The organism is Inquilinus sp. OTU3971 (assembly GCF_038440215.1).
Genome location: NZ_JASATH010000056.1, coordinates 20,400 through 39,854, shown reverse-complemented (window position 1 = coordinate 39,854; position 19,455 = coordinate 20,400). Strand labels below are relative to the sequence as shown.

The following is a 19,455-nucleotide window of genomic DNA, read 5'->3' as shown; positions in this document are numbered from 1 at the left end:
CAGTCGCGGGCCGCGGCCAAGCGCCGGCGATGTCCGGTCACGGATGCGTGGATCGCGGGGCGGGATCCTGGCCGGATGACGTGGGATGCTCCGTCTGGGGGATGGCCGGGTGACGGCGCGGCGTCCGTCAGCGCGCCGGGAATCCGCCCGCCAGCAGCGCCTCGACCAGCTCCGGCACCAGCCGTGTCGCCGGGCCCTGGCGGCGGATGTGGAACAGGTCGGAGACCTGGCCCGGCTCCAGGTTCAGCTCCACCGTCAGGGCCCGGGCGTCCAGCGCCTGGTGGACGAAGGCGGCCGCCGGATAGACGGTGCCGGAGGTGCCGATCGACACGAACAGGCTGCAGCCGGCCAGCGCCGTCTCGATCTCGGCCATCGCCAGCGGCATCTCGCCGAACCAGACCACGTCGGGCCGCATGCCGCCGGCCGCGCCGCAGCCGGGGCAGGGGGTGTCGACCGCCAGGTCGCCGGGCCAGGCGCGGCCGGCGCCGCAGGACAGGCAGCGGGCACGGTTCAGCTGCCCATGCATGTGGATCAGCCGGCGGCTGCCGCCACGCTCGTGCAGGTCGTCGACATTCTGGGTGACCAGCAGCACCGGGCCCGGCCAGTCGCGCTCCAGCCGCGCCAGCGCCGCATGCGCCGGGTTGGGCTGCACCGCCGGGTCGGCCAGGGTGCGGCGGCGGGCGTTGTAGAAGCGGTGCACCCGGTCCGGATCGCGCTCGAAGGCCTCGGGCGTGGCCACATCCTCCAGCCGTACCCGCGTCCACACCCCGCCGGCGTCGCGGAAGGTGTCGAGGCCACTCTCCTTCGAGATGCCGGCCCCGGTCAGGATCACGATCGGATCGCCGGGCTCGATTCGTCTCATCCGTCGATGATGATGGCGGCGGGGCCGGGGCTCAACGGCCCTTGTCGACGCGCTCCGGCCCCCAATCTGTTGCATATGACCGCCGCCGTAGCGCTGCCCGCCCCCTTGTTCCTGCCGCCCGAGGCCCTGGCGGCGCTGGCCGAGGCGAAGGCGGTGCTCGACCATGAGTCGCTGGTGGCGCGCCTGTCGGCCCTGGCCGGGACGCCGGTCGAAGCGCTGAAGCGCAACCTGCCCGTCGAGGTCCAGTCCGTGCTGGACGGCGCCATCCGCCGCGCCCTCGCCGTCGCTCTGAGGGCGGCGCTGCGCAGCGGCTCCGGCCGCCGGGTGAGGCGCAGGCGGGAGACGTGGCTGCATCGCGGCCTGGCCGCGGCCAGCGGCGCCGCCGGCGGCAGCTTCGGCCTGCCGAGCACGCTGGCGGAGCTGCCGGTCTCCACGGCCCTGCTGCTGCGCCAGATCGCGGCCGAGGCGAAGGCGGCAGGGGAGGACCCGACGGCACCGGAGACCGCGATCGAATGCCTGAAGGTCTTCGCCATGGGCCGGCCCGACCCGGCTGATGATGCGGTCGAGACCGGCTATCTCGCCACCCGGATCGCGCTGGCCCGGGTGGTGCCGGACGCGACCGCCAAGGTGGTGCCGCGGCTGGTCGCGGCGGTCGCCGCCCGGTTCAGCGGGACGGTGCTGCTGAAGCTGGCGGCCCAGGCCGCCCCGGTGCTGGGCGCGGCCGCCGGGGCCGCGGTCAACCTGACCTTCCTGGAGCATTTCCGACGTTTGGCGCGGGCCCATTTCGCCGTCCGGCGGCTGGAACGAACCCATGGTGCCGCCGCCGTGCGGCTGGCCTATGAGAGCCTGCGGCCGGCACCGCCCTCCGGCCTGCGGCAGAGGCGCGCGCTGCGCCTGATCCGGCGAGCAGGGCATGGCATTGAAAAATTGTTATATAAGTCGAGACGGCAGACGGATATGTAAATTAACGGATCGCGCAATCGCGTGCCGTTCTTTCCGCCCGAGGAAGCCATGACCACCGCCACCCTCGCTTTGCCATTGCTCGACCTGCCGCCGGCCCTGGCGGCCCAAGCCGCCACCGCCTGAACACACCGAACCGCGACGTCTCGGACATCAGCCGCGGCTGACGGCGAGGTTGTCGCCGCGGATGAAGTCGATGAAGGCGCGCAGCGCCGCCGGCATCTGGCGCTGGCGCGGATAATACAGGAAGAAGCCCGGAATGGGCGGCGTCCAGTCCAGCAGCAGCGGCACCAGCCGGCCTTCCGCCAGCTCCGCCGTGACCATGCCTTCGAACACGCAGGCCAGGCCGGCGCCATCCAGCGCCGAGCGGATCAGCAGCCGCTGGTCGTTGTTGACGATCAGCGGCCCGTTCGGGCTGACCGTCAGCTCCCGGCCATCCTTCTCGAACTCCCAGGCATAGATCACGCCGCTCGGGAAGCGGTAGCCGAGGCAGGCATGCTCGGTCAGGTCGCGCGGCGTCTGCGGCGGCGGCCGCCGCGCGAGATAGGAGGGAGCAGCGATCACGATCATCCGCTGCTCGCCGCCGAAGCGCACCGCGACCATGTCGCGCTCCAGCTGCTCGCCCAGGCGGATTCCGGCGTCGAAGCCACCGGCGACGATGTCGATCAGGGCGCTGGTGACCGCAATTTCCAGCCGGATCTCGGGATAGGCCTCCAGGAATCGCGCCACCATCGGCGCCAGGATCAGCTCCGCCGCCGGAATCGAGGCGGTGATCCGCAGCGACCCGGCCGGCTGGCCGCGGAACTGGTCGATCTCCCCGACGGCGCCTTCGATGTCGCGGAAGGCGGGCTCCAGCCGGGCCAGCAGCCGCTCGCCCGCCTCGGTCGGCGTGACGCTGCGGGTGGTGCGGTTCAGGAGCCGCACGCCCAGCCGCTCCTCCAGCCCGCGGATCGCATGGCTGAGGGCGGAGGCGGACAGGGCCAGCTCGATCGCCGCGCGGCGGAAGCTGCGGTGCCGCGCCACGGCGGCGAAGGCGGCCAGGTCGGGCAGGTCGGCGCGAAGCATTGCTGAATCCCATTCATCAGCTCGTACGCATATCTACGGGTTATCGCATGATCGTCCAATCGCCATTCTCCTGGCGTGCCGCGGCGGTCCGCGCGACCGGCGGCCTCGAAAGCCAAGGAGAAGACCATGGACAGACGCGCTCTCGGCCAGGACGGCACCACCATCTCCGCCATCGGCCTCGGCTGCATGGGCATGTCCGAATTTTACGGCCCGCGCGACGACGCGCAGTCGCTCGACACCCTCGCCGCGGCGCTGGAGCACGGCATCGATTTCCTCGACACCGCCGACATGTACGGGTCGGGGCACAATGAGGAGCTGATCGGCCGCTTCCTCAAGGGCCGGCGCGACCAGGTGGTGCTGGCCACCAAGTTCGGCATCGTGCGCGAGCCTGGCCGGTACGAGCGGCGGGTCGACAACTCGCCGGCCTATATCCGGGCCGCGGCCGAGGCCTCGCTCAAGCGCCTCGGCACCGATGTCATCGACCTCTACTACATGCACCGCCGCAACACCGACGTGCCGGTCGAGGATGCGGTCGGCGCCATGGCCGAGCTGGTGCGGGCCGGCAAGGTGCGGCAGATCGGCCTCTCCGAAGTGTCGGTCGAGACGTTGCGCCGTGCCCATGCGGTGCATCCGATCGCGGCGGTGCAGAGCGAGTACTCGCTGTGGACCCGCGATCCGGAGCGGAACGGGATGCTCGAGGCCTGCCGCGCGCTGGGCACCACCTTCGTCGCCTATTCGCCGCTCGGCCGCGCCTTCCTGGCCGGCGCGGTGACCGACACCTCATCCCTGGCCGCGGATGACTTCCGCCGCGTCAATCCGCGCTTCGCCGAAGACGCGCTGGCGCAGAACCGGCGCCTGGCCGAGGCGCTGGGCGACTTCGCCTTCGATCTGGGCGCCAAGCCGGGCCAGGTGGCGCTGGCCTGGCTGCTGGCCCGGCACGACCATGTCGTGCCGATCCCCGGCACCAAGCGCCGTGCCTATCTGGCGGAGAACGCCGCGGCCGCCGCGATCCGGCTGACGGCGGAACAGGTGGCGGCGCTGGACGCCCTGTTCGCGCCAGATGCGATCGCCGGCGAGCGCTACAGCGAAGAGGGGATGAAGGGCGTGGGGCTGTAAGAGACCGCTTGAGAATGCGCTGGCGTGAGTCGGCTGGTGATGGTTTCGAGAACCGGCGCGCAGAGGATGTTTGGGTCCGTGAGCACCGGAAGCGCAGAAACCGCCATCAGATGGCCGCGCCAGTAGCATTGGCAAACGGTCCCGGACCATTGGTCGCCTTGCCGCCTGGGTTCGTCCCGACTATCCAGGCGGCATGCGCATCCTGTTCGTCTGCACCGGCAACATCTGCCGCTCGCCGACCGCCGAGGCGGTGATGCGGGCCAGGCTCGCCGCCGCCGGCCTGGACCACGCGGTCGACAGCGCCGGCATCCAGGGCTTCCATGCCGGCGAGCCGCCGCACCCGCCGGCGATCCGGGCGGCGGCGGCCCGCGGCTACGACCTGCTGCCGCTGCGCGCCCGCAAGCTGGAGCGGGCGGATTTCCGCCGCTTCGACCTGCTGCTGGCGATGGACCGCGGCCATCTCGACCGCATGCGCCGCCTGGCCATCGCCGGCCCGGGCCGGATCGGCCTGTTCCTCGACCATGCACCGGGGCTGGAGGGGCGGGACGTGCCCGACCCCTATTACGGTGGCAGCGCCGATTTCGAACATGTGCTGGACCTGGTCGAGGCCGGCTGCGACGGGCTGGTCGCGGCGCTGCGTGATGGAAGGCTGGGTTAGTCCATCGCGACGCAGGCCGCCGCCCGGCCGGCTTCTGCCGCGGTCCGTCCCGGGCCGAAGATCGCGAAGCTGACCGCGGCCAGGATCCAGGCGCCGATGCCGCCATACAGCATCACCCAGCCGAAGCCCTCGACCAGCGCCGCGTGCACCGCGGTCCCCGACGGGTCCAGCGTCGCCAGCGCCGGATAAGCCTGGGACAGCGCGGCGAGGTTGCCGGCGGCGACGGACGCGGCCAGCGCCTGCATCTGCGCGGCGTCGAGAACGCCGGACAGGGCGGCAGGCAGGGACCAGCGGATCCCTTCCACCAGGATCAGCCCCATCACCGCGATGTTGATGGCCAGGGTGATCAGCCGGGCGCTGATGTCGATGCCCGACGCCATGCCGGCCCGATTGGCGGGGACCGAGCCGGTGGTGGTGTTGGTCACCGACGTGTTGGTCAGGCCGAGCCCGATCCCGGCCAGCAGCGCGCCGGGCAGCACGGTCAGCCAGCCGGCCTGCTCGACCCCGGCGCCCAGCTGCATCAGCAGGAAGCCTGTCCCCATCACCGCCATGCCGAGCGGGATCACCAGGCGCGGGCCGCCATGCTGCATCAGGCGGTCGGCCAGCGGCGGCATCACCAGGAACGGGATGGTGTAGGCCAGCAGCAGGAACCCGACCCTCTGGCTGTCGAGGCCGAGCCCGCCCTGGAAGTAGATCGGCAGGTAGATCATGAACGGCCAGTAGCACCAGTTCATGCCGATGCAGCCGATGATCGCGCCGCTGAAGCGGCGGATGCGGAACACCGAGAAATCGAACATCGGATGCGGGCTGATCCGCTCCGCCACCACGAAGCCGGTGAAGGCGGCGACGGTCAGGACGGCGAGGCCGATCGCGGTGGCGCGGTCCAGCTCCGCCGCCTGGGTGATCAGGAAGGCCAGGCCGAACACCGCCAGCGTCAGGGTGACGATGCCGGCGACGTCCAGCTTTTGCGCGTGCGGGTCGCGCGATTCGTGGATGCCGATCAGGGCCGGGATCAGGGCCAGGATGGTCAGCGGCACATGGATCAGGAACACCCAGTGCCAGCTCGACCAGCTGGCGATCAGCCCGCCGATGATCGGGCCGAAGCCGAGGCCGACGCCGCTGATCACGCCCCAGGCGGTGAAGGCGCGGCCGCGCTCGCGCTCGTCCTGGAACTGGTGCGAGATGATCGCGATCACGCAGGTGAGCATGGCGCCGCCGGCCAGACCCTGCAGGAAGCGGGCGGCGATCAGCAGCGACACGTTGTCGGCCAGGCCGCACATCAGCGAGGTGGCGCCGAAGGCGACGGTGGTGACGGTGAAGACGCGCTTGCGGCCATAGCGGTCGGCCAGGGTACCGGTCGCCATCAGCACCGTGGTGCAGGCGATGGTGTAGGCGTTCATGATCCATTGCAGCCCGTGGAAATCGGCGGGCAGCGCCGTCTCCAGCGTCGGCAGGATCACCGGCACGCTGGAGATCTCGAGGCCGAACATCAGCGCAGCCAGGCAGACGCCGACCAGGGCGGCCATGTTCCGGGCAGAGGGTGAAAGAGCCATGATCCTTCTCTCGAAGCGACAGGCCGCGCCGCCGCGCAAAGACTTTGCGTGGACCGGTTCCGGCGCGGGGTGTGTCGGTGGGGTGCTCGATCGGGCCTGCGCTGACTCTGGCCAATCCGCTTTCATGATGGAAATGAATTAATTTTGTGGCGTCCATTTTCCGCCATCATATATTTAGGCCATGGATTTCGACCCCGCCCTGCTGCGCGCCTTCGTTGCCGTCCACGATGCCGGCGGGTTCACCCGCGCGGCCGAGCGGCTGCACCTGACCCAGTCGGCGGTCAGCCACCAGATCCGGCGGCTGGAGGAGCAGATCGGGCGGCCGCTGCTGCACCGGACCACGCGCAAGCTGCTGCTGACCGAGGACGGCCAGGAGTTCCTGCGCCATGCCGAGCAGATCCTGCAGGCGCAGGACATGCTGACCCGGCGCTTCCTGCCCTCCGCGGTCTCCGGCGTCGTCCGCTTCGGCGTGCCGGAGAACTTCATGGGCGACCGGCTGCCGCTGCTGCTGCGCCGCTTCGCCCGCGGCTTCCCCCAGGTGCGGCTGGAGGCGTCGGTCAGTGTCTGCCTCGACCTGCGCGCCAAGGTCGAGGCCGGTGAGCTCGACCTCGCCGTGGTGATGTCGCGGCCGGGCGAGACCGGCGGCACGGTGCTGCGGCGGACGCGGTTCGTCTGGGCCGCGGCCGAGACCTTCGACTGGGCGCCGGGGACGTCGCTGCCGCTGGCCCTCGCCCCACCGCCCTGCCCATGTCGCGCCATCGCCGTCGACGCCATCACCGCTTCGGGCGTCGAATGGCACACCGGCTTCACCTCAGCCAACCAGCACGGGCTGCGGGCGGCGGTGCTGGCGGGGCTGGCCGCCTCGATGGTCGCCCGGGACGAGATCGAACCGGGGATGAAGATCCTCGACGGCCGCCACGGCCTGCCGCCCCTGCCGGAGGTGGAGTTCGCCCTGATCTGGCGACCCGGCACCACGCTGCCCTGCGCCCGCGAACTCGGCCGGCTGATCGTGGAATCGGCGCAGGCCGCGCCGGCGCTCCTCGCCCGGGCGGTCTGATCGTCAACATATATATTGACATTATCTTAGAGTATGTAAACATATAAATTGACGACGAAGAGTCGGATGTCTATAAATATATTGACGATATACGACTTGGCGTCGATAAAAAGGTTTACGTTATGAGCGTGAGCGAAGCTGCGACAAAGCAGTATCAGGCAATTGTCAATCGCGCTGCCGCGTTGATCGGTCAGCAGCCAAACCTGCCCAACGAGGGCTGGATGGCAACCGCTCGCAAGGCCCTTGGCATGTCGGCAGCTCAACTCGCACGCCGGCTCGGCGTTACGCGTGCGCGCGTCTCACAAGCCGAACGGGCAGAGCTTTCTGGGGGCGTAACCCTGAAGACCATGCAGGCTACGGCCGAAGCGATGGGGTGTCGCTTTGTCTACGCGATTGTGCCGATCGAGGGACAAGTCGAAGACATCGTCGCTGCACAGGCCCGCAGGAGGGCTCAAGCGCTGGTTGGGCGGGCTGCCGTCCATATGGCGCTGGAGCGACAATCATTGCCGGATAGGAAGAATAAGGGAGAAGTGGAGAGAATAGCCGGCGAGCTTATCCGCACTATGCCTGCCGATTTCTGGGCTGACAAATGACGGCAATAGCGAACGAACCGGATGGTTCGACGCCGCTCGAATCTGATGAAATAGAAGGACTGAAATTTAGGCACGTCACGACGCGGGGAGAGCTCGACCAACTGGAGCAGGTGAATATCGAAAGTGGTCTCATCTGGCTTGGTCGGCGCCGCAAAACAGATATTCTAACAGAGCAATTTATCCGGACTCTCCATCGCCGCCTGTTTGGCGAGGTGTGGAAATGGGCCGGAGAATTTCGTCGGACCGAAAAGAATATCGGGATCGATCCACTCCAGATCGGGGGCCAGCTCAAGATGCTCCTCGACGACGCTCGCTACTGGGTCGAGAACGGCACATTCTCGCCGTTGGAGGCCGGCGCGCGCTTCCATCATCGACTGGTCCAGATTCACCCCTTCCCAAACGGGAACGGGCGGCACGCCCGCATTGCCGCTGATACCTACATCATGGACCGTTTCAATCATGAGCCGATCGACTGGGCGGCCGGTCATGATCTTCAACGCAGCAATGAACGCCGGAACACCTACATTGCGGCTCTTAGGGCGGCAGATGCGGGAAGCTACGAACAATTGCTCGCTTTCGTAAATGCACGGCACCCGGCGGCTTCCTCTCACCCTATCCCTTGATCGCCCCCGCCGTCAGGCCGGCGACGATCTTGCGCTGGAACACCAGCACCAGGGCGATCAGGGGCAGGGTCACCACCACCGAGGCCGCCATGATCGGGCCGAACGGGTATTCGTAGCGGCTGCCGCCGGAGATGGTGGCGATCGCCACCGGCACCGTGCGGTTCTCGTCCGAGAGGATGAAGGTCAGGGCGAACAGGAACTCGTTCCAGGCCTGGATGAAGGCGAGCAGGCCGGTCGAAGCCAGGGCCGGGCCCATCAGCGGCAGCAGCACGCTGACCAGCACCCGGCCGCGGCTGGCGCCGTCCATCAGCGCCGCCTCCTCCAGCTCGCGCGGGATGTCCTGGATGAAGCCGGTCAGCACCCAGACGGTGAAGGGCAGGGTGAAGATCAGATAGGCGAAGGTCAGCGACCCCAGCCGGTTGTACAGGCCGAACCAGCGCACCAGCTCGAACATGCCGGACAGCACCACGATCTGCGGGAAGATCGAGATCATCAGGATCACCAGCAGAACGGTGCGTCGCAGCGGGAAGTCCAGCCGCCCAAGCGCGTAGGCGGCACCGATGGCCAGCAGCAGCGAGATCCCGGTGGCCGAGCCGGCGACGATCAGCGAGTTGACGATCGAGCCCAGGAACACCGGGTCCTGCAGCAGTGCCTTGTAGTAGATCAGGTCGAAGGCCGGCAGCAGCGTCGCCTCGAACAGCGACGCCCCGGTCTTCAGCGAGGACACGATCGCCCAGTAATAGGGGAACAGGGTGTAGACCAGCACCAGGATGACGGCGAAGCCCAGCCCGATGGTCTTCAGCACCCGGCGCCGGCGGTAGCGGGCGGCGGCGCGGGCCAGGGCGGTGTCTGGGGCAGCCAGGACGCTCATCGCACGGTCGTCCGGTCCAGCCGGATGGCACCGATGATGACGATGGCGATCAGGGCGATCAGCAGGAACACCCAGGTCGAGGCGGCGGAGCCGTAGCCGAGCTCCTGAAAGCTGACCAGATGGTTGCGGGCATAGATCGAGATGGTCATGGTCGGGTCGCCGTTGCCGCCGAGGACATAGCTGAGGTCGAACATGCGCAGCGCGTCGAGGGCGCGGAACAGCACGGCGACGCCGATCGGCACCCGCAGCATCGGCAGGGTGATCGAGGTCAGCCGCCTCCACCAGGACACGCCGTCGACCCGCGCCGCCTCATGGATCTCGCCCGGGATCAGCTGCAGCCCGGCCAGGATCAGCAGCACCATGAAGGGCGTGGTGATCCAGACGTCGACGAAGATGACGACGCCCAGCGCCAGCGACGGATCGGCGGTCCAGGCCACGCCCTTGTCGATCAGGTGCAGGTCGATCAGCAGGCGGTTGATGATGCCGAACTGGTCGTGCAGCAGCCATTCCCAGATCTTGGCCGAGACCACGACCGGGATCGACCAGGGCACCAGGATGGCGGCGCGCAGCACGCCGCGGCCGGGGATCGCCTCGTTCAGCAAGAGCGCGATGGCGAGGCCGAGCAGCGTCTCCAGCGCCACCGAGACGGTGGTGAAGACAAGGGTGTTCTCGACCGCCCGCCACCATTGCGGGTCCTGGGCGACCTCGACGAAGTTGTCGAGCCAGACGAAGCCGTAATTGGTCGGATCGTCGAGGAAGGCGTCGGTGGTCGAGAAGAACAGCGTGCGCAGCAGCGGCCACAGCGCCACCAGCACCAGCGCCGCCAGCGTCGGCGCCAGGAACAGCCACCCCGCCCGCCGATGCGATCGGGCGACGCGGCCGGTCATCGACGGCATCCCCAAATCGAGTCCCCCCTCCCCTTGCGGGAGGGGGGCAGGGGGAGGGGCTGGCCGGGCGAGGCGCAGAGCACAGGCCTATCCCCGGCGCCCGATCACCACTTCGCCCGCTGGCGCAGGCGCTCCAGCTCCTTGGCCAGGGCGGCCACGGCGGCGTCGGGCTGCTCGTCGCCGGTCAGCACCGCGTGCACCGACTTCGAGAAGGCCTGCGACACCCGGTTGTAGCTGGCGCCGGTGGCGGCCGAGGGGCGGGCGATGCTGTCGGCGAAGGCGGCCTGGGCGTCCTTCAGGAAGGGCAGCTTGGCCAGCACCTCCGGGTCCTCGTACAGCGCGGTGACGGTCGGATTGTAGGCGCCCTGGATCGCCCGGCGCTTCTGGTCGGCGGCGCCGGTCATGTAGCGGATCAGGCTGACCGCAGCCTCCTTGTTCTCGGAGTATTTCGACACGCCGAGATAGGCCGGCCCCAGGCAGCCGCTCGACTTCTCGCCCGCGGCGCCGACCGGCAGAGCCGCCACCCCGACCTTGCCGACCAGCGCACCGCCCGCCGCCTGCGAGGTGCCCCAGACATAAGGCCAGTTGCGCAGGAAGACGGCCTTGCCGCTCTCGAACACGGCGCGGGAGCTCTCCTCGTCGTAGCCCAGCACGCCCTGCGGGCTGATCGTGTCGATCCAGCTGTGCGCCAGGGCCAGCGCCTGGGCCGCCTTCGGGTTGTCGATGGTGATGTCGCCCTTGCCGTCGATGATGGTGCCGCCGCCGGTGCTGGCGACCCATTCGATGGCGTCGCAGGTCAGCCCCTCATAGGACTTGCCCTGCCAGACGAAGCCCCACATGTCGGCGTCGCCGGCCTTGCGCTCGCCATCCTGCACCGCCTTGGCGGTGTCGGTCAGCTCGGCCCAGGTCTTCGGCACCGGCTTGCCGTACTTCTCCAGCAGGTCCTTGCGGTAGAAGATCAGGCCGGTGTCCATGTACCAGGGCAGGGCCAGCAGCTGGCCGTCGATGGTCGCGGCGTCGATCGTGGTCGGGAAATGCGCCGCCACCTCCTCCTTCGGCACCATGGTGCCGAGGTCGAGCAGATGGTTCTTCAGCATGCCCATCCAGATCACGTCGATCACCAGCACGTCGACATCGGTCGACTTCGCCGCCAGCATCTGCTGGTACAGCGGCACGGCGTCGTCCCAGACGGCCGGCATCTTGTTGATGGTGACGCTGTTGCCGCTCTGCTTGGCCCAGGCCTCGGCGGCGCTGCTGCACAGGTCGTAGTCGGTGGCGCCGCAGAACAGCTTCACCGTCGCGGCCTCGGCCCCGCCGGCGGCGAAAACGGCCAGCGCGGCGGTCAGGGATAGGGTGGCAATCTTCACGGGTCCCTCCGTTCAAGCCCCTGTTTGAGAAATGTTGTCGTTGCCGGGCGGGTTGGTCCCGCCACTCAGATGGAGGCCGGAGCCTCGTGCCGGATCAGCGCCAGCAGCTCGGCCTCGCGCGGCAGCGCCCGCCCGCCGTAATCGGTGGTGGCGAGGGCGCCGCAGCACGCGGCCAGGGCCAGGCTGTCGCGGAAGTCGAAGCCGCGCAGCCAGCCATAGAGGAAGCCGGCGTTGAAGCTGTCGCCGGCGCCGGTGGTGTCGACCACCGTCACCGCCGGGGCCGGCACGGCGCAGCGCTCGCCGCGGCTGACGCCGATGGCGCCCGCGGCCCCGCGCTTGACCAGCACGGTCGGCACCATCGCGGCCAGCCGCTCCAGGGCGGCGCTCACATCCGGCGCGCCGGTGAAGGCCAGGGCCTCGGACTCGTTCGGGGCGAAGACGTCGATCTCGCGGAACAGCTCGGCCACGCCGGGCGAGTCGATCCTGTGCGGCACGTGCTGGCAGTCGAGATAGACCAGGACGCCCTGCCGCTTCGCCGCCCGGGCCAGGGCCAGCAGCTCCGGCTGCAGCCGGAAGCTCTGCAGCAGCAGCGCCTTGGGCGCGGCCTCGACCAGCGCCTCGGGCGTCGGCGGCAGGTCGTCGCGCACGGCGTAGCTGACGAAGCCGCGGTCATGGGCGAAGGAGAAGGCGGCGCTGATCCGCTCCAGCGGGTGGTCCAGCCGGCGGAACAGCCGGTCGTCCAGCCCCTCCTTCCGCGCCGCGTCCAGCGCCAGCTGGCTGAACAGGTCGGTGCCGAAATCGGCCGCCCAGGCGGTGCGCAGCCCCAGCCGGTGCAGCGCCGTGGCGGTGGTGAAGCTGGCGCCGGGCAGGGTGGCGAAGTCGCGGGCGAACAGGTCGGCGCCCAGCCGCGGCACCTCCGGCAGGCCGGTGAAGATCAGGTCCCAGTAGTATTCGCCGACCACGACGACGTCGCAGCCCGGCGCCTCGGCCGCGACGGTCATGGCCAGTTGCCGACATAGGGGGCGTGGGCGGCGAGATATTCGTCGACCAGCGCCTCGGCCCGGGAATAGGACAGCACCAGCGGATGCGCCACCAGCGCCTCGACCGCGAGGTCGCGGTCGCGCTCGCGGATCGCCTGCACCGCCAGTCGCTCATAGCGTTTGATGTCGTGCACCAGCTGGGCCTGCGCCTCCGGCATCGGCCCGATCGGCAGCGGCCGCACCCCGTTGCGGTCGACGACGCAGCTGACCTCGACCACGTCGTCGTCGCGCAGCCCGTCGATGGCGCCCTGGTTCGGCACGTTCAGCCCGCTGTAGAGCGGCTTGCCGGTCTCCAGCGCGTCCACTAGGTCCAGGGCGACGCCGGCATAGCCCTCGCCCTCGTCGCCCAGCGGCGCATGGGCGCCGGCGGCCAGGGCGCGGTCGGCCTCCTCCATGCTCGGCGCGCCTTCCTGGGCGTAGTGCATGTAGGTGGCGTTGCGCCGGTGGGCGTAGGCGTAATAGGCCTCCAGCGCCTTGTCCGGATTGCGGCGCCAGTCCAGCGCCGTCAGCTGCTCGATCAGCCCGTGATTCAGGTCGCGCACCTCTTCGCCCCGCGTGCGGACGTCCGACCGGATCGCCTCCACCGCCTTCTCGGCATAGTAGAAGTAGTAGAGATATTCGTTGATCCACATCCCGTGGCGCCGGACCACGCGCGGGCTGAACACCTTCTGGGCCGAGGCCGCCAGGAAGGCGTCGTCGGCCAAGAGGCGCGGCAGCACGTCCTCGCCGCCGATCTCGGCGCGGCAGGTGAAGGACAGGTGGTTCAGGCCGAACACCTCGGTGCGGACCGCCTTCTCCGGCACGTCGAACCAGCGCGCCACGGCCGACTGGGCGGCGTTGGCGCCGTCGCAGATGCCGATGGTCCGGTCGTGACCGGCGTCGCGCAGCGCCTGGGTGACCAGGCCGGCCGGGTTGGTGAAGTTGAACAGCCAGGCGTCGGGGCTGACCCGCTGCAGCAGGTCGGCATAGCCCAGGATCGTCGGGATGCTGCGCAGCGCCATGGCGAAGCCGCCCGGCCCGGTCGTCTCCTGGCCCAGCACGCCATGGGCCAGGGCGATCCGCTCATCCTTGATCCGGCCTTCCTCCAGCCCCGGCCGGACCGTGGTCACGACATAGGCGGCGCCGTCCAGCGCGCGCTCCGGATCCAGGCTGGTGGTGATCTTGACCGGGGACTTCTCGCGCCGGGCGATCTCGGCCCCCAGCCCGCCGAACAGCTCCAGCCGCGGCCCGTCGATGTCGAGCAGGCACAGCTCGGTCAGGTTGCTCCATTCCGCCCGGCGCAGCGCCGATTCGATGAACAGGGGGGCGCGGACGCCGCCGCCGCCGACCAGGGTCAGTTTCATGATGCCTCCCGCGAACCGATGAAGTTATGACTGGTTATAACCAGTCATGTCAATTGTGGCCGGAGCCCCGTTTTGCGTGTATGCAGCTTGGGTGATCTCCGCCCTGCCCGAGAGGCCCTTCCGCCTACCATGACCGACGGCCCCCTCAGCGACGGACCCGCCGGCGCCGGGCTGCGGCGCGACGATCCGCAGCCGCTCTACCGGCAGATCAAGCAGCGGCTGCGCGAGCAGATCGAGCGCGGCGAGCTCGGCACCGACGCCAAGCTGGCGTCGGAGCGCGAGCTGGAGAAGCAGTACGGCGTCAGCCGCATCACCGTGCGCCAGGCGGTGCGCGAGCTGGTGCAGGAGGGCTGGCTCCACAGCCATCCCGGCCGCGGCTTTTTCGTCGCGCGGCGCGAGGAGACCTATGAGCTGCACCTGCTGCGCAGCTTCACTGCCATCGCCGAGGCGCATGGCCGGACGCCGAGGAGCCGGCTGATCGAGGGCTATGTCTGCCGCGCGCCGGCCGAGGTGGCGCGGCCGCTGTTCCTGCCGCCCGGCGCCGATGTGGTGATGCTGAAGCGGCTGCGCTGCCTGGACGGCCAGCCGGTGGTGCTGACCCAGGACTGGTTCGCCGCCCGGCTGGTGCCGGGGATCCTCGACCTCGACTGGTCGACCGGCAACCGCTCGCTCTACGCCGAGGTGCGCGACCGCTACCGGCTGCGCCCCGACCGCGGCCGCACCACGATGAGCGCCCGGCTGGCCAATGCGGAGGAGGCGGATCTGCTGGAGCTGACCCCGCCCGCCGCGGTGCTGACGATCGAGCAGATCGCCTACGACCCGCAGGGCCGGCCGGTGAACATGACCTTCTCCAGCCACCACCCGCTGCGCTATCCGCTGAGCCTCGACCAGAGGGGCTGAACCGGGCGGCCGCCGGCCCCGGAAATGCCCAGATTGGGAATCACGATCCGATCACGATCCGCCTCCTAAATGCTGCGGCGACAAAGACGGATCGCGGTGCACCGAGCAGGGGAGGAACGACCGTGCATGGCTCAGGGTTCACAGGGGCCGGCCAGCGTAACGCCGCGCTGACGCAGGGGCTCGAGCAGCCCGAGACCTATTTCGAGGGCAGCCCGCCGCCGCCCAACGGCATCTTCGGCTGGCGCCTGGCGCAGGAGGCCGGGCGGCAGGGCCTGCATCCGCAGGCCCTGGTCATGGACGTGCTGCAGCGCCTGGCCCGCAAGATGTATCTGGACGGGCTGGTCGCCGGGCCCGAGACGTTCAATCCGGACGTCCCTGCCGGCTACACCTATCTCGGCCAGCTGGTGGCGCACGACCTGACCTTCAGCGATCTCGGCACCCTGTCGCGCACGGCGACGGCCGGGCCGCTCTGGGCCAGCCCGGCGCTCGACCTCGACTGCCTGTATCGCGGCGGGCCGTTCCGGTCGCCGATGCTGTACCAGCAGCGCACCGGCGGGCCCGACGCGCTGCGGATGAAGCTGCGGGTCGGCTACACCGGCGGCCGGACCTGGGACAAGGAGGCGCCGGAGGTGCCCGGCGATCCGGTGACGGCCAAGGCGCCGCAGCCTTGCGACCTGGCGATGATCGCCTGCCTCGACGCGGTCTCGAACGCGACCGATCTCCGCCCCCTGCCTCCGACCGCGCCGGACGTGCCGCGGCAATGCCCGGTCGAACCGCTGATCGGCGACATCCGCAATGACAACAACCTGATCCTGTCGCAGATCACGGTCCTGTTCCATCGCTTCCACAACCGCATCGTCGACGCCATCCTGGCGTCGCCGCACCGCCCGTCGGACTACGAGGTCTTCGAGATTGCCCGCGCGCTGGTCATCGCGACCTACCGGTCGGTGGTGCGCAACGACTATCTCGGCCATCTGCTCGACCCCGGGGTCTGGCGCAACTATGCGCCGCGTGAGGAGCTGCAGGAACTGGGCGGCTTCGGCCAGCGCCTGGCCGCCGATGCGGACACGCCGCTGCCGGCCGAGTTCATCATGGCCGCCTTCCGCTTCGGCCATGCCATGGTGCGGCCGTCCTACACGCTGAACCGGGCCCTGGCGCTGACCGAGACCAGCCTGAAGGGGCTGATGACCTTCCGGCGCGGCATGCTGGTCGGGGACGGCGGCATCCCGGGCAGCCCGATCCCGAATGACTGGATCCTGGAATGGGACCTGTTCTTCCCGGAGAAGACAGGCGCCGACGAGAACCAGTCGCACCTGATCGGCCCCTGGGTGACCTCCCAGTTCTACACGATGTCGGCCATGGCGCATGACGACATGCGCCGCATGGTCGGCAGCGACCCGATCTATGAGAACTATGGCGGCCTGCCATTCCGCGACCTGGCGCGGGCCTATCTGTCCAGCCTGCCGAACGCCCAGCATCTCGCGGACCGGCTGGGCATCCCGAAGCTGACGCGGGAGGAGCTGCTGGGCGACGGCCATGGCGGCCTCGCCGGCATGAATGCGCGCACCCAGCCGAACCCGCTGGCCGGCGCGCCGGAGGGGGTGATCGAGGCCCTGGCCGAGGATACGCCGCTGTTCTACTACATCCTGCGCGAGGCGGAGGTGCGCCACCAGGGCCGGCGCCTCGGGCCGCTGGGATCGGCGATCGTCGCCCAGGTGATCCTGGCCGCATCGCTGGTCGACTCGACGACCGTCGAGCCCGGCGTGATCCGGCGCTGGAGCCGCGTCCTGTTCAAGGGCGGCGCCGTGCCGGACAGCATGCGCGACATCATCGGCTTCGTCGAATCGCCGCCGCCGCCGGCCGCGCCGTCGCGGCCGATGACACAGGCCAGCGTCTGACGGCGCCGGCGCGGTACAGTGGGGGATCCTCCGCATCCGCCGCCCTGTCGGCGCGGATGCGGAGCAAGAAGGCGGCGGCCGGTCGGCCATCGCCGCACAGGAAGGGCAACATCGCTCTGTGAACGAGGAGGAGCTAGCCGTGACGGACCACAACAAGCACGATCCGAAGCAGGCACCGACGCCCGCGCCGGTCGAGATGACCATGTATGACCGCGAGGCCGCGGGCCGGCTGATCGTCGGCATGGCGATCGGCGAGATCCCGAAGCCGACGACGACGGCGGAGGCGCTGCAGCTGCTGAAGGATCACGGCATCACGCTGGAGAACTTCGCTGCATCCGGGAAGGAAATCCGGGTCGTCAGCCGCGACGAAGCGTTGTACGTCGTGCTGCCGCCCGCCGACCTGATGCGGCAGCGGATCGAGGAATACTCGAAGTATCCCGGCCCCTATCCGCTGCCGGACGAGTACGCCCTGCAGGTGCGGCGCGACCCGAACGCGCTCGACGCCCTCGACATGTTCTACTTCCGCGTCGGCGACTACAGCTTCGGTCAGTGCCGGTGAGGCCAGTAGAGCTGCTCCTCGCCGACATCGTTCGCGGGAAGGCCGGCCTGGATCAGGCCTTCCCGCAGCTCGCGCCAGCGGGCGACGTTGCGGATCGGGAAGCTGCTTAGGAACCACTCGACGATGGCGGCATCGGTGCATTCGAACTTGGCGTGCCAGGCATCGCGGGCGTTGCGCAGGAAGAGGCGGGCCTCCTCCTGCGCCCGCCGGGTGTCCCCGAGATGGCTGAGTGCGGCGGCCTTCCAGGCCGGGATGTTGAAGATCGACTGGCCGGCCCGGTCGGCAGCCTCGACGCAGCCGGCGATGTCGCCGTGCAGGAAGCGGATGCCGGCGAGATAGGCCCAGTGATGCGGCGGTATCAGCGGGTTGAGCTCGAAGGCATTGGCCACGAGGTCGAGCGCGACGTCGGTCCGGTCGACGAAGGCGAAGCCCTGCGCCGCCGACATCAGCACCGACGGGTTGCTGGGGTTCAGGTCGCGCGCCAGCTCCAGATGCAGGTCCGCCTGCGGGTAGCGGGTCGTCATCATGTAGGACCAGGCGAGGGTCAGATGCCCACGCGCGTCCAGCGGGTCCAGCTCCGCCGCCCGCCGCGCCATCGTCAGCGCCTCTTCGGCCACGGCCCGGTCGCGGCGCACCCCCGGCAGGATGATGTGCCGGGAGTTGTAGATGTTGGCGAGGCCGCTATAGGCCGGGGCGAAGCTGGGCCAGTCCCGGATCACGTCCTTGAACAGCGCCTCGGCCTCGAATTCCGCCTGCGGCTCCCAGAAGTTCAGCAGATACTGGCCGCGCAGCCAGCGGATGTAGGGGCCATGCGCGAAATCGCGGTCGCCGATCTGGCGCGACAGGGCGTTGGCCGAGATGTGGATGTCGAGCGTCGCCGACACGCGGCGGGCGATCTGGCGCTGCTGGTCCATCCAGGACTGCATCGCCAGCGAGAAGGTCTCCGACCACAGCGACCGCTTGCGGGTCAGCTCGGTCAGCGAGACGACGATCAGCAGGTCGTCGTCCTTGTGCCGGAAATCGGTGGACAGGCGGTAGTCGGCCTGCTGCGGGGCGCCGGCCGCGGGGGCCGATTCCGGCGGCTCGACCACGATCCACTCCCGGAACCGCACCAGATTGGCGATCAGCTCGCTGCGGAAGCCGTGGACGACATAGTCGTCGATGCCCTCGGGGATGCCGGGGTTCAGGCGGTCGACCTCGATGATCGGCAGCCGGGACTGCTCCTCGGCCGGCGCCGACGGCGGCGGGGCGGTGACGTCGAAGGAGCCCTTCTTGATGTCGACGATCAGGCGCTGCGTCTCGTCCGACGGCTCCATGTCGTAGTCGTTCTGCAGCAGATCCCACAGCGTGCTGTACAGCTTCAGCGCCGCCGCGATGTTGCCGCGCAGCGCCTGCTGCAGGATCAGGACGCGATAGGCCTCCTCATGCGTCGGGTCGATGTCGAGCAGCGCATGGGCGGCTTCGGCGGCGATCTTCTCGCCCGAGGCCGGATCGCGCAGGATCCGCTCGAGCCCGCCGATGAAGGTCTTGCGCCATTGCTGCCGGCAGACGGTGAGCCAGGAGGCGAACTCCCGGTCGAGATCCTCGAACCCGGCCAGGATGCGGTCCGGATTGGCCAGGCCGAGCGCCAGGATCGACGACAGGACGCCCTTCCCCAGGTCGGCGGCGACCAGCTCGAGGTCGATCTCGATGGATTCGCGCCGGATGCGGATGTCCTGGCGCCCGATCTCGACGATGCCGGGGCGGACGGCATCGAGATTGTCGCGCAGCTGCTTCAGGCATTGCCGCAGCGAACCGCGGGCATGATCGCCGTCGCTTTCGCTCCAGAACACCCCGGCGACGCGCTCGCGGCTCTCGATCGCCGTGCCGCTCAGCGCGACGAAGGCGAAGATCGCCTGGGATTTGCGGCTGCCGAGCTCGATCCGATCCCCGTTGCCGAGGCGAAGATCGAAACCGTTGCCCAGCGACAGCCGCAGACGCTCTACACCAGCTTTCTCCGGCGCGGGTACATCTTCCCGATCCGGAGTCCTCACGCTCCGTAGTGCCGGAACCGCCATCCGCGGTCTCCCTTCCCCCAACCAATAGAAACCGCAGCGGACTGGG

At 69.4% G+C, this 19,455-nt stretch carries 18 protein-coding genes; 9 read left to right on the top strand and 9 right to left on the bottom strand.

From position 1 onward, the window contains the following. Nucleotides 1–127 precede the first annotated feature (127 nt). The gene (locus tag AAHM41_RS16115; protein ID WP_342237579.1) at nt 128–862 is read right to left on the bottom strand and encodes an NAD-dependent deacylase; all 735 of its coding nucleotides are present in this window, start codon (nt 860–862) and stop codon (nt 128–130) included. A gap of 75 nt (nt 863–937) precedes the next feature. On the opposite strand from AAHM41_RS16115, the gene AAHM41_RS16110 reads away from it, so the two are divergent. Further along, a complete protein-coding gene (locus AAHM41_RS16110; RefSeq protein ID WP_342237578.1) occupies nt 938–1,825 on the top strand; it encodes an EcsC family protein in 888 nt (295 codons plus the stop codon). Between the two features lie 150 nt (nt 1,826–1,975). Here the strand turns inward: AAHM41_RS16110 and AAHM41_RS16105 are convergent, their stop codons facing one another. Beyond that, nucleotides 1,976–2,887, bottom strand: a complete 912-nt coding sequence (locus AAHM41_RS16105; protein WP_342237577.1) for a LysR family transcriptional regulator — start codon at nt 2,885–2,887, stop codon at nt 1,976–1,978. Between the two features lie 126 nt (nt 2,888–3,013). Between AAHM41_RS16105 and AAHM41_RS16100 the strand changes: the two genes are divergently transcribed. Further along, nucleotides 3,014–4,003 (top strand): aldo/keto reductase, encoded by a 990-nt coding sequence (locus AAHM41_RS16100; RefSeq protein ID WP_342237576.1) that lies wholly within the window; start codon nt 3,014–3,016, stop codon nt 4,001–4,003. Between the two features lie 193 nt (nt 4,004–4,196). After that, nucleotides 4,197–4,661 (top strand): low molecular weight protein-tyrosine-phosphatase, encoded by a 465-nt coding sequence (locus AAHM41_RS16095; protein ID WP_342237575.1) that lies wholly within the window; start codon nt 4,197–4,199, stop codon nt 4,659–4,661. Here the strand turns inward: AAHM41_RS16095 and AAHM41_RS16090 are convergent. Then, nucleotides 4,658–6,214: an MFS transporter gene (locus tag AAHM41_RS16090; protein WP_342237574.1), complete on the bottom strand. Its 1,557-nt coding sequence runs from the start codon at nt 6,212–6,214 to the stop codon at nt 4,658–4,660. The two genes, AAHM41_RS16095 and AAHM41_RS16090, sit on opposite strands and share 4 nt — an antisense overlap. Before the next feature lie 181 nt (nt 6,215–6,395). Between AAHM41_RS16090 and AAHM41_RS16085 the strand changes: the two genes are divergently transcribed. The 3 genes from AAHM41_RS16085 to AAHM41_RS16075 all read left to right on the top strand — a co-directional run bounded on the left by AAHM41_RS16085 (nt 6,396) and on the right by AAHM41_RS16075 (nt 8,487). Then, nucleotides 6,396–7,271, top strand: coding sequence for a LysR family transcriptional regulator (locus AAHM41_RS16085; RefSeq protein ID WP_342237573.1), 876 nt, complete (start codon nt 6,396–6,398; stop codon nt 7,269–7,271). 122 nt (nt 7,272–7,393) lie between these two features. After that, nucleotides 7,394–7,864: a mobile mystery protein A gene (locus tag AAHM41_RS16080; RefSeq protein ID WP_342237572.1), complete on the top strand. Its 471-nt coding sequence runs from the start codon at nt 7,394–7,396 to the stop codon at nt 7,862–7,864. Further along, nucleotides 7,861–8,487, top strand: a complete 627-nt coding sequence (locus AAHM41_RS16075; RefSeq protein WP_342237571.1) for a mobile mystery protein B — start codon at nt 7,861–7,863, stop codon at nt 8,485–8,487. Before AAHM41_RS16080 ends, AAHM41_RS16075 begins: the two co-directional genes overlap by 4 nt. On the opposite strand, the gene AAHM41_RS16070 is transcribed toward AAHM41_RS16075, so the two are convergent. The 5 genes from AAHM41_RS16070 to AAHM41_RS16050 all read right to left on the bottom strand — a co-directional run bounded on the left by AAHM41_RS16070 (nt 8,477) and on the right by AAHM41_RS16050 (nt 13,995). Next, on the bottom strand, nt 8,477–9,358 hold the full coding sequence (locus tag AAHM41_RS16070) for a carbohydrate ABC transporter permease (protein WP_342237570.1): 882 nt from the start codon (nt 9,356–9,358) through the stop codon (nt 8,477–8,479). The genes AAHM41_RS16075 and AAHM41_RS16070 overlap by 11 nt on opposite strands. Next, nucleotides 9,355–10,245, bottom strand: a complete 891-nt coding sequence (locus tag AAHM41_RS16065) for a carbohydrate ABC transporter permease (RefSeq protein ID WP_342237569.1) — start codon at nt 10,243–10,245, stop codon at nt 9,355–9,357. Before AAHM41_RS16065 ends, AAHM41_RS16070 begins: the two co-directional genes overlap by 4 nt. A 104-nt stretch (nt 10,246–10,349) precedes the next feature. Then, nucleotides 10,350–11,612, bottom strand: coding sequence for an ABC transporter substrate-binding protein (locus AAHM41_RS16060; protein WP_342237568.1), 1,263 nt, complete (start codon nt 11,610–11,612; stop codon nt 10,350–10,352). A gap of 65 nt (nt 11,613–11,677) precedes the next feature. Further along, entirely contained in the window at nt 11,678–12,613 is a 936-nt protein-coding gene (locus AAHM41_RS16055) for a carbohydrate kinase family protein (RefSeq protein WP_342237567.1), read from the bottom strand. Beyond that, entirely contained in the window at nt 12,610–13,995 is a 1,386-nt protein-coding gene (locus AAHM41_RS16050) for a family 4 glycosyl hydrolase (RefSeq protein WP_342237566.1), read from the bottom strand. The genes AAHM41_RS16055 and AAHM41_RS16050 overlap by 4 nt, the downstream gene beginning before the upstream one ends. Before the next feature lie 129 nt (nt 13,996–14,124). Here AAHM41_RS16050 and AAHM41_RS16045 point away from each other — a divergent pair, with 129 nt between their 5' ends. The 3 genes from AAHM41_RS16045 (at nt 14,125) to AAHM41_RS16035 (ending at nt 17,352) form a co-directional block, all read left to right on the top strand. Then, entirely contained in the window at nt 14,125–14,895 is a 771-nt protein-coding gene (locus tag AAHM41_RS16045; RefSeq protein WP_342237565.1) for a GntR family transcriptional regulator, read from the top strand. Between the two features lie 122 nt (nt 14,896–15,017). Further along, a complete protein-coding gene (locus AAHM41_RS16040) occupies nt 15,018–16,793 on the top strand; it encodes a peroxidase family protein (protein ID WP_342237564.1) in 1,776 nt (591 codons plus the stop codon). 139 nt (nt 16,794–16,932) lie between these two features. Continuing rightward, nucleotides 16,933–17,352, top strand: a complete 420-nt coding sequence (locus AAHM41_RS16035) for a hypothetical protein (RefSeq protein ID WP_342237563.1) — start codon at nt 16,933–16,935, stop codon at nt 17,350–17,352. Here the strand turns inward: AAHM41_RS16035 and AAHM41_RS16030 are convergent. Beyond that, the gene (locus AAHM41_RS16030) at nt 17,340–19,409 is read right to left on the bottom strand and encodes a BTAD domain-containing putative transcriptional regulator (RefSeq protein ID WP_342237562.1); all 2,070 of its coding nucleotides are present in this window, start codon (nt 19,407–19,409) and stop codon (nt 17,340–17,342) included. The two genes, AAHM41_RS16035 and AAHM41_RS16030, sit on opposite strands and share 13 nt — an antisense overlap. Nucleotides 19,410–19,455 lie beyond the last annotated feature (46 nt).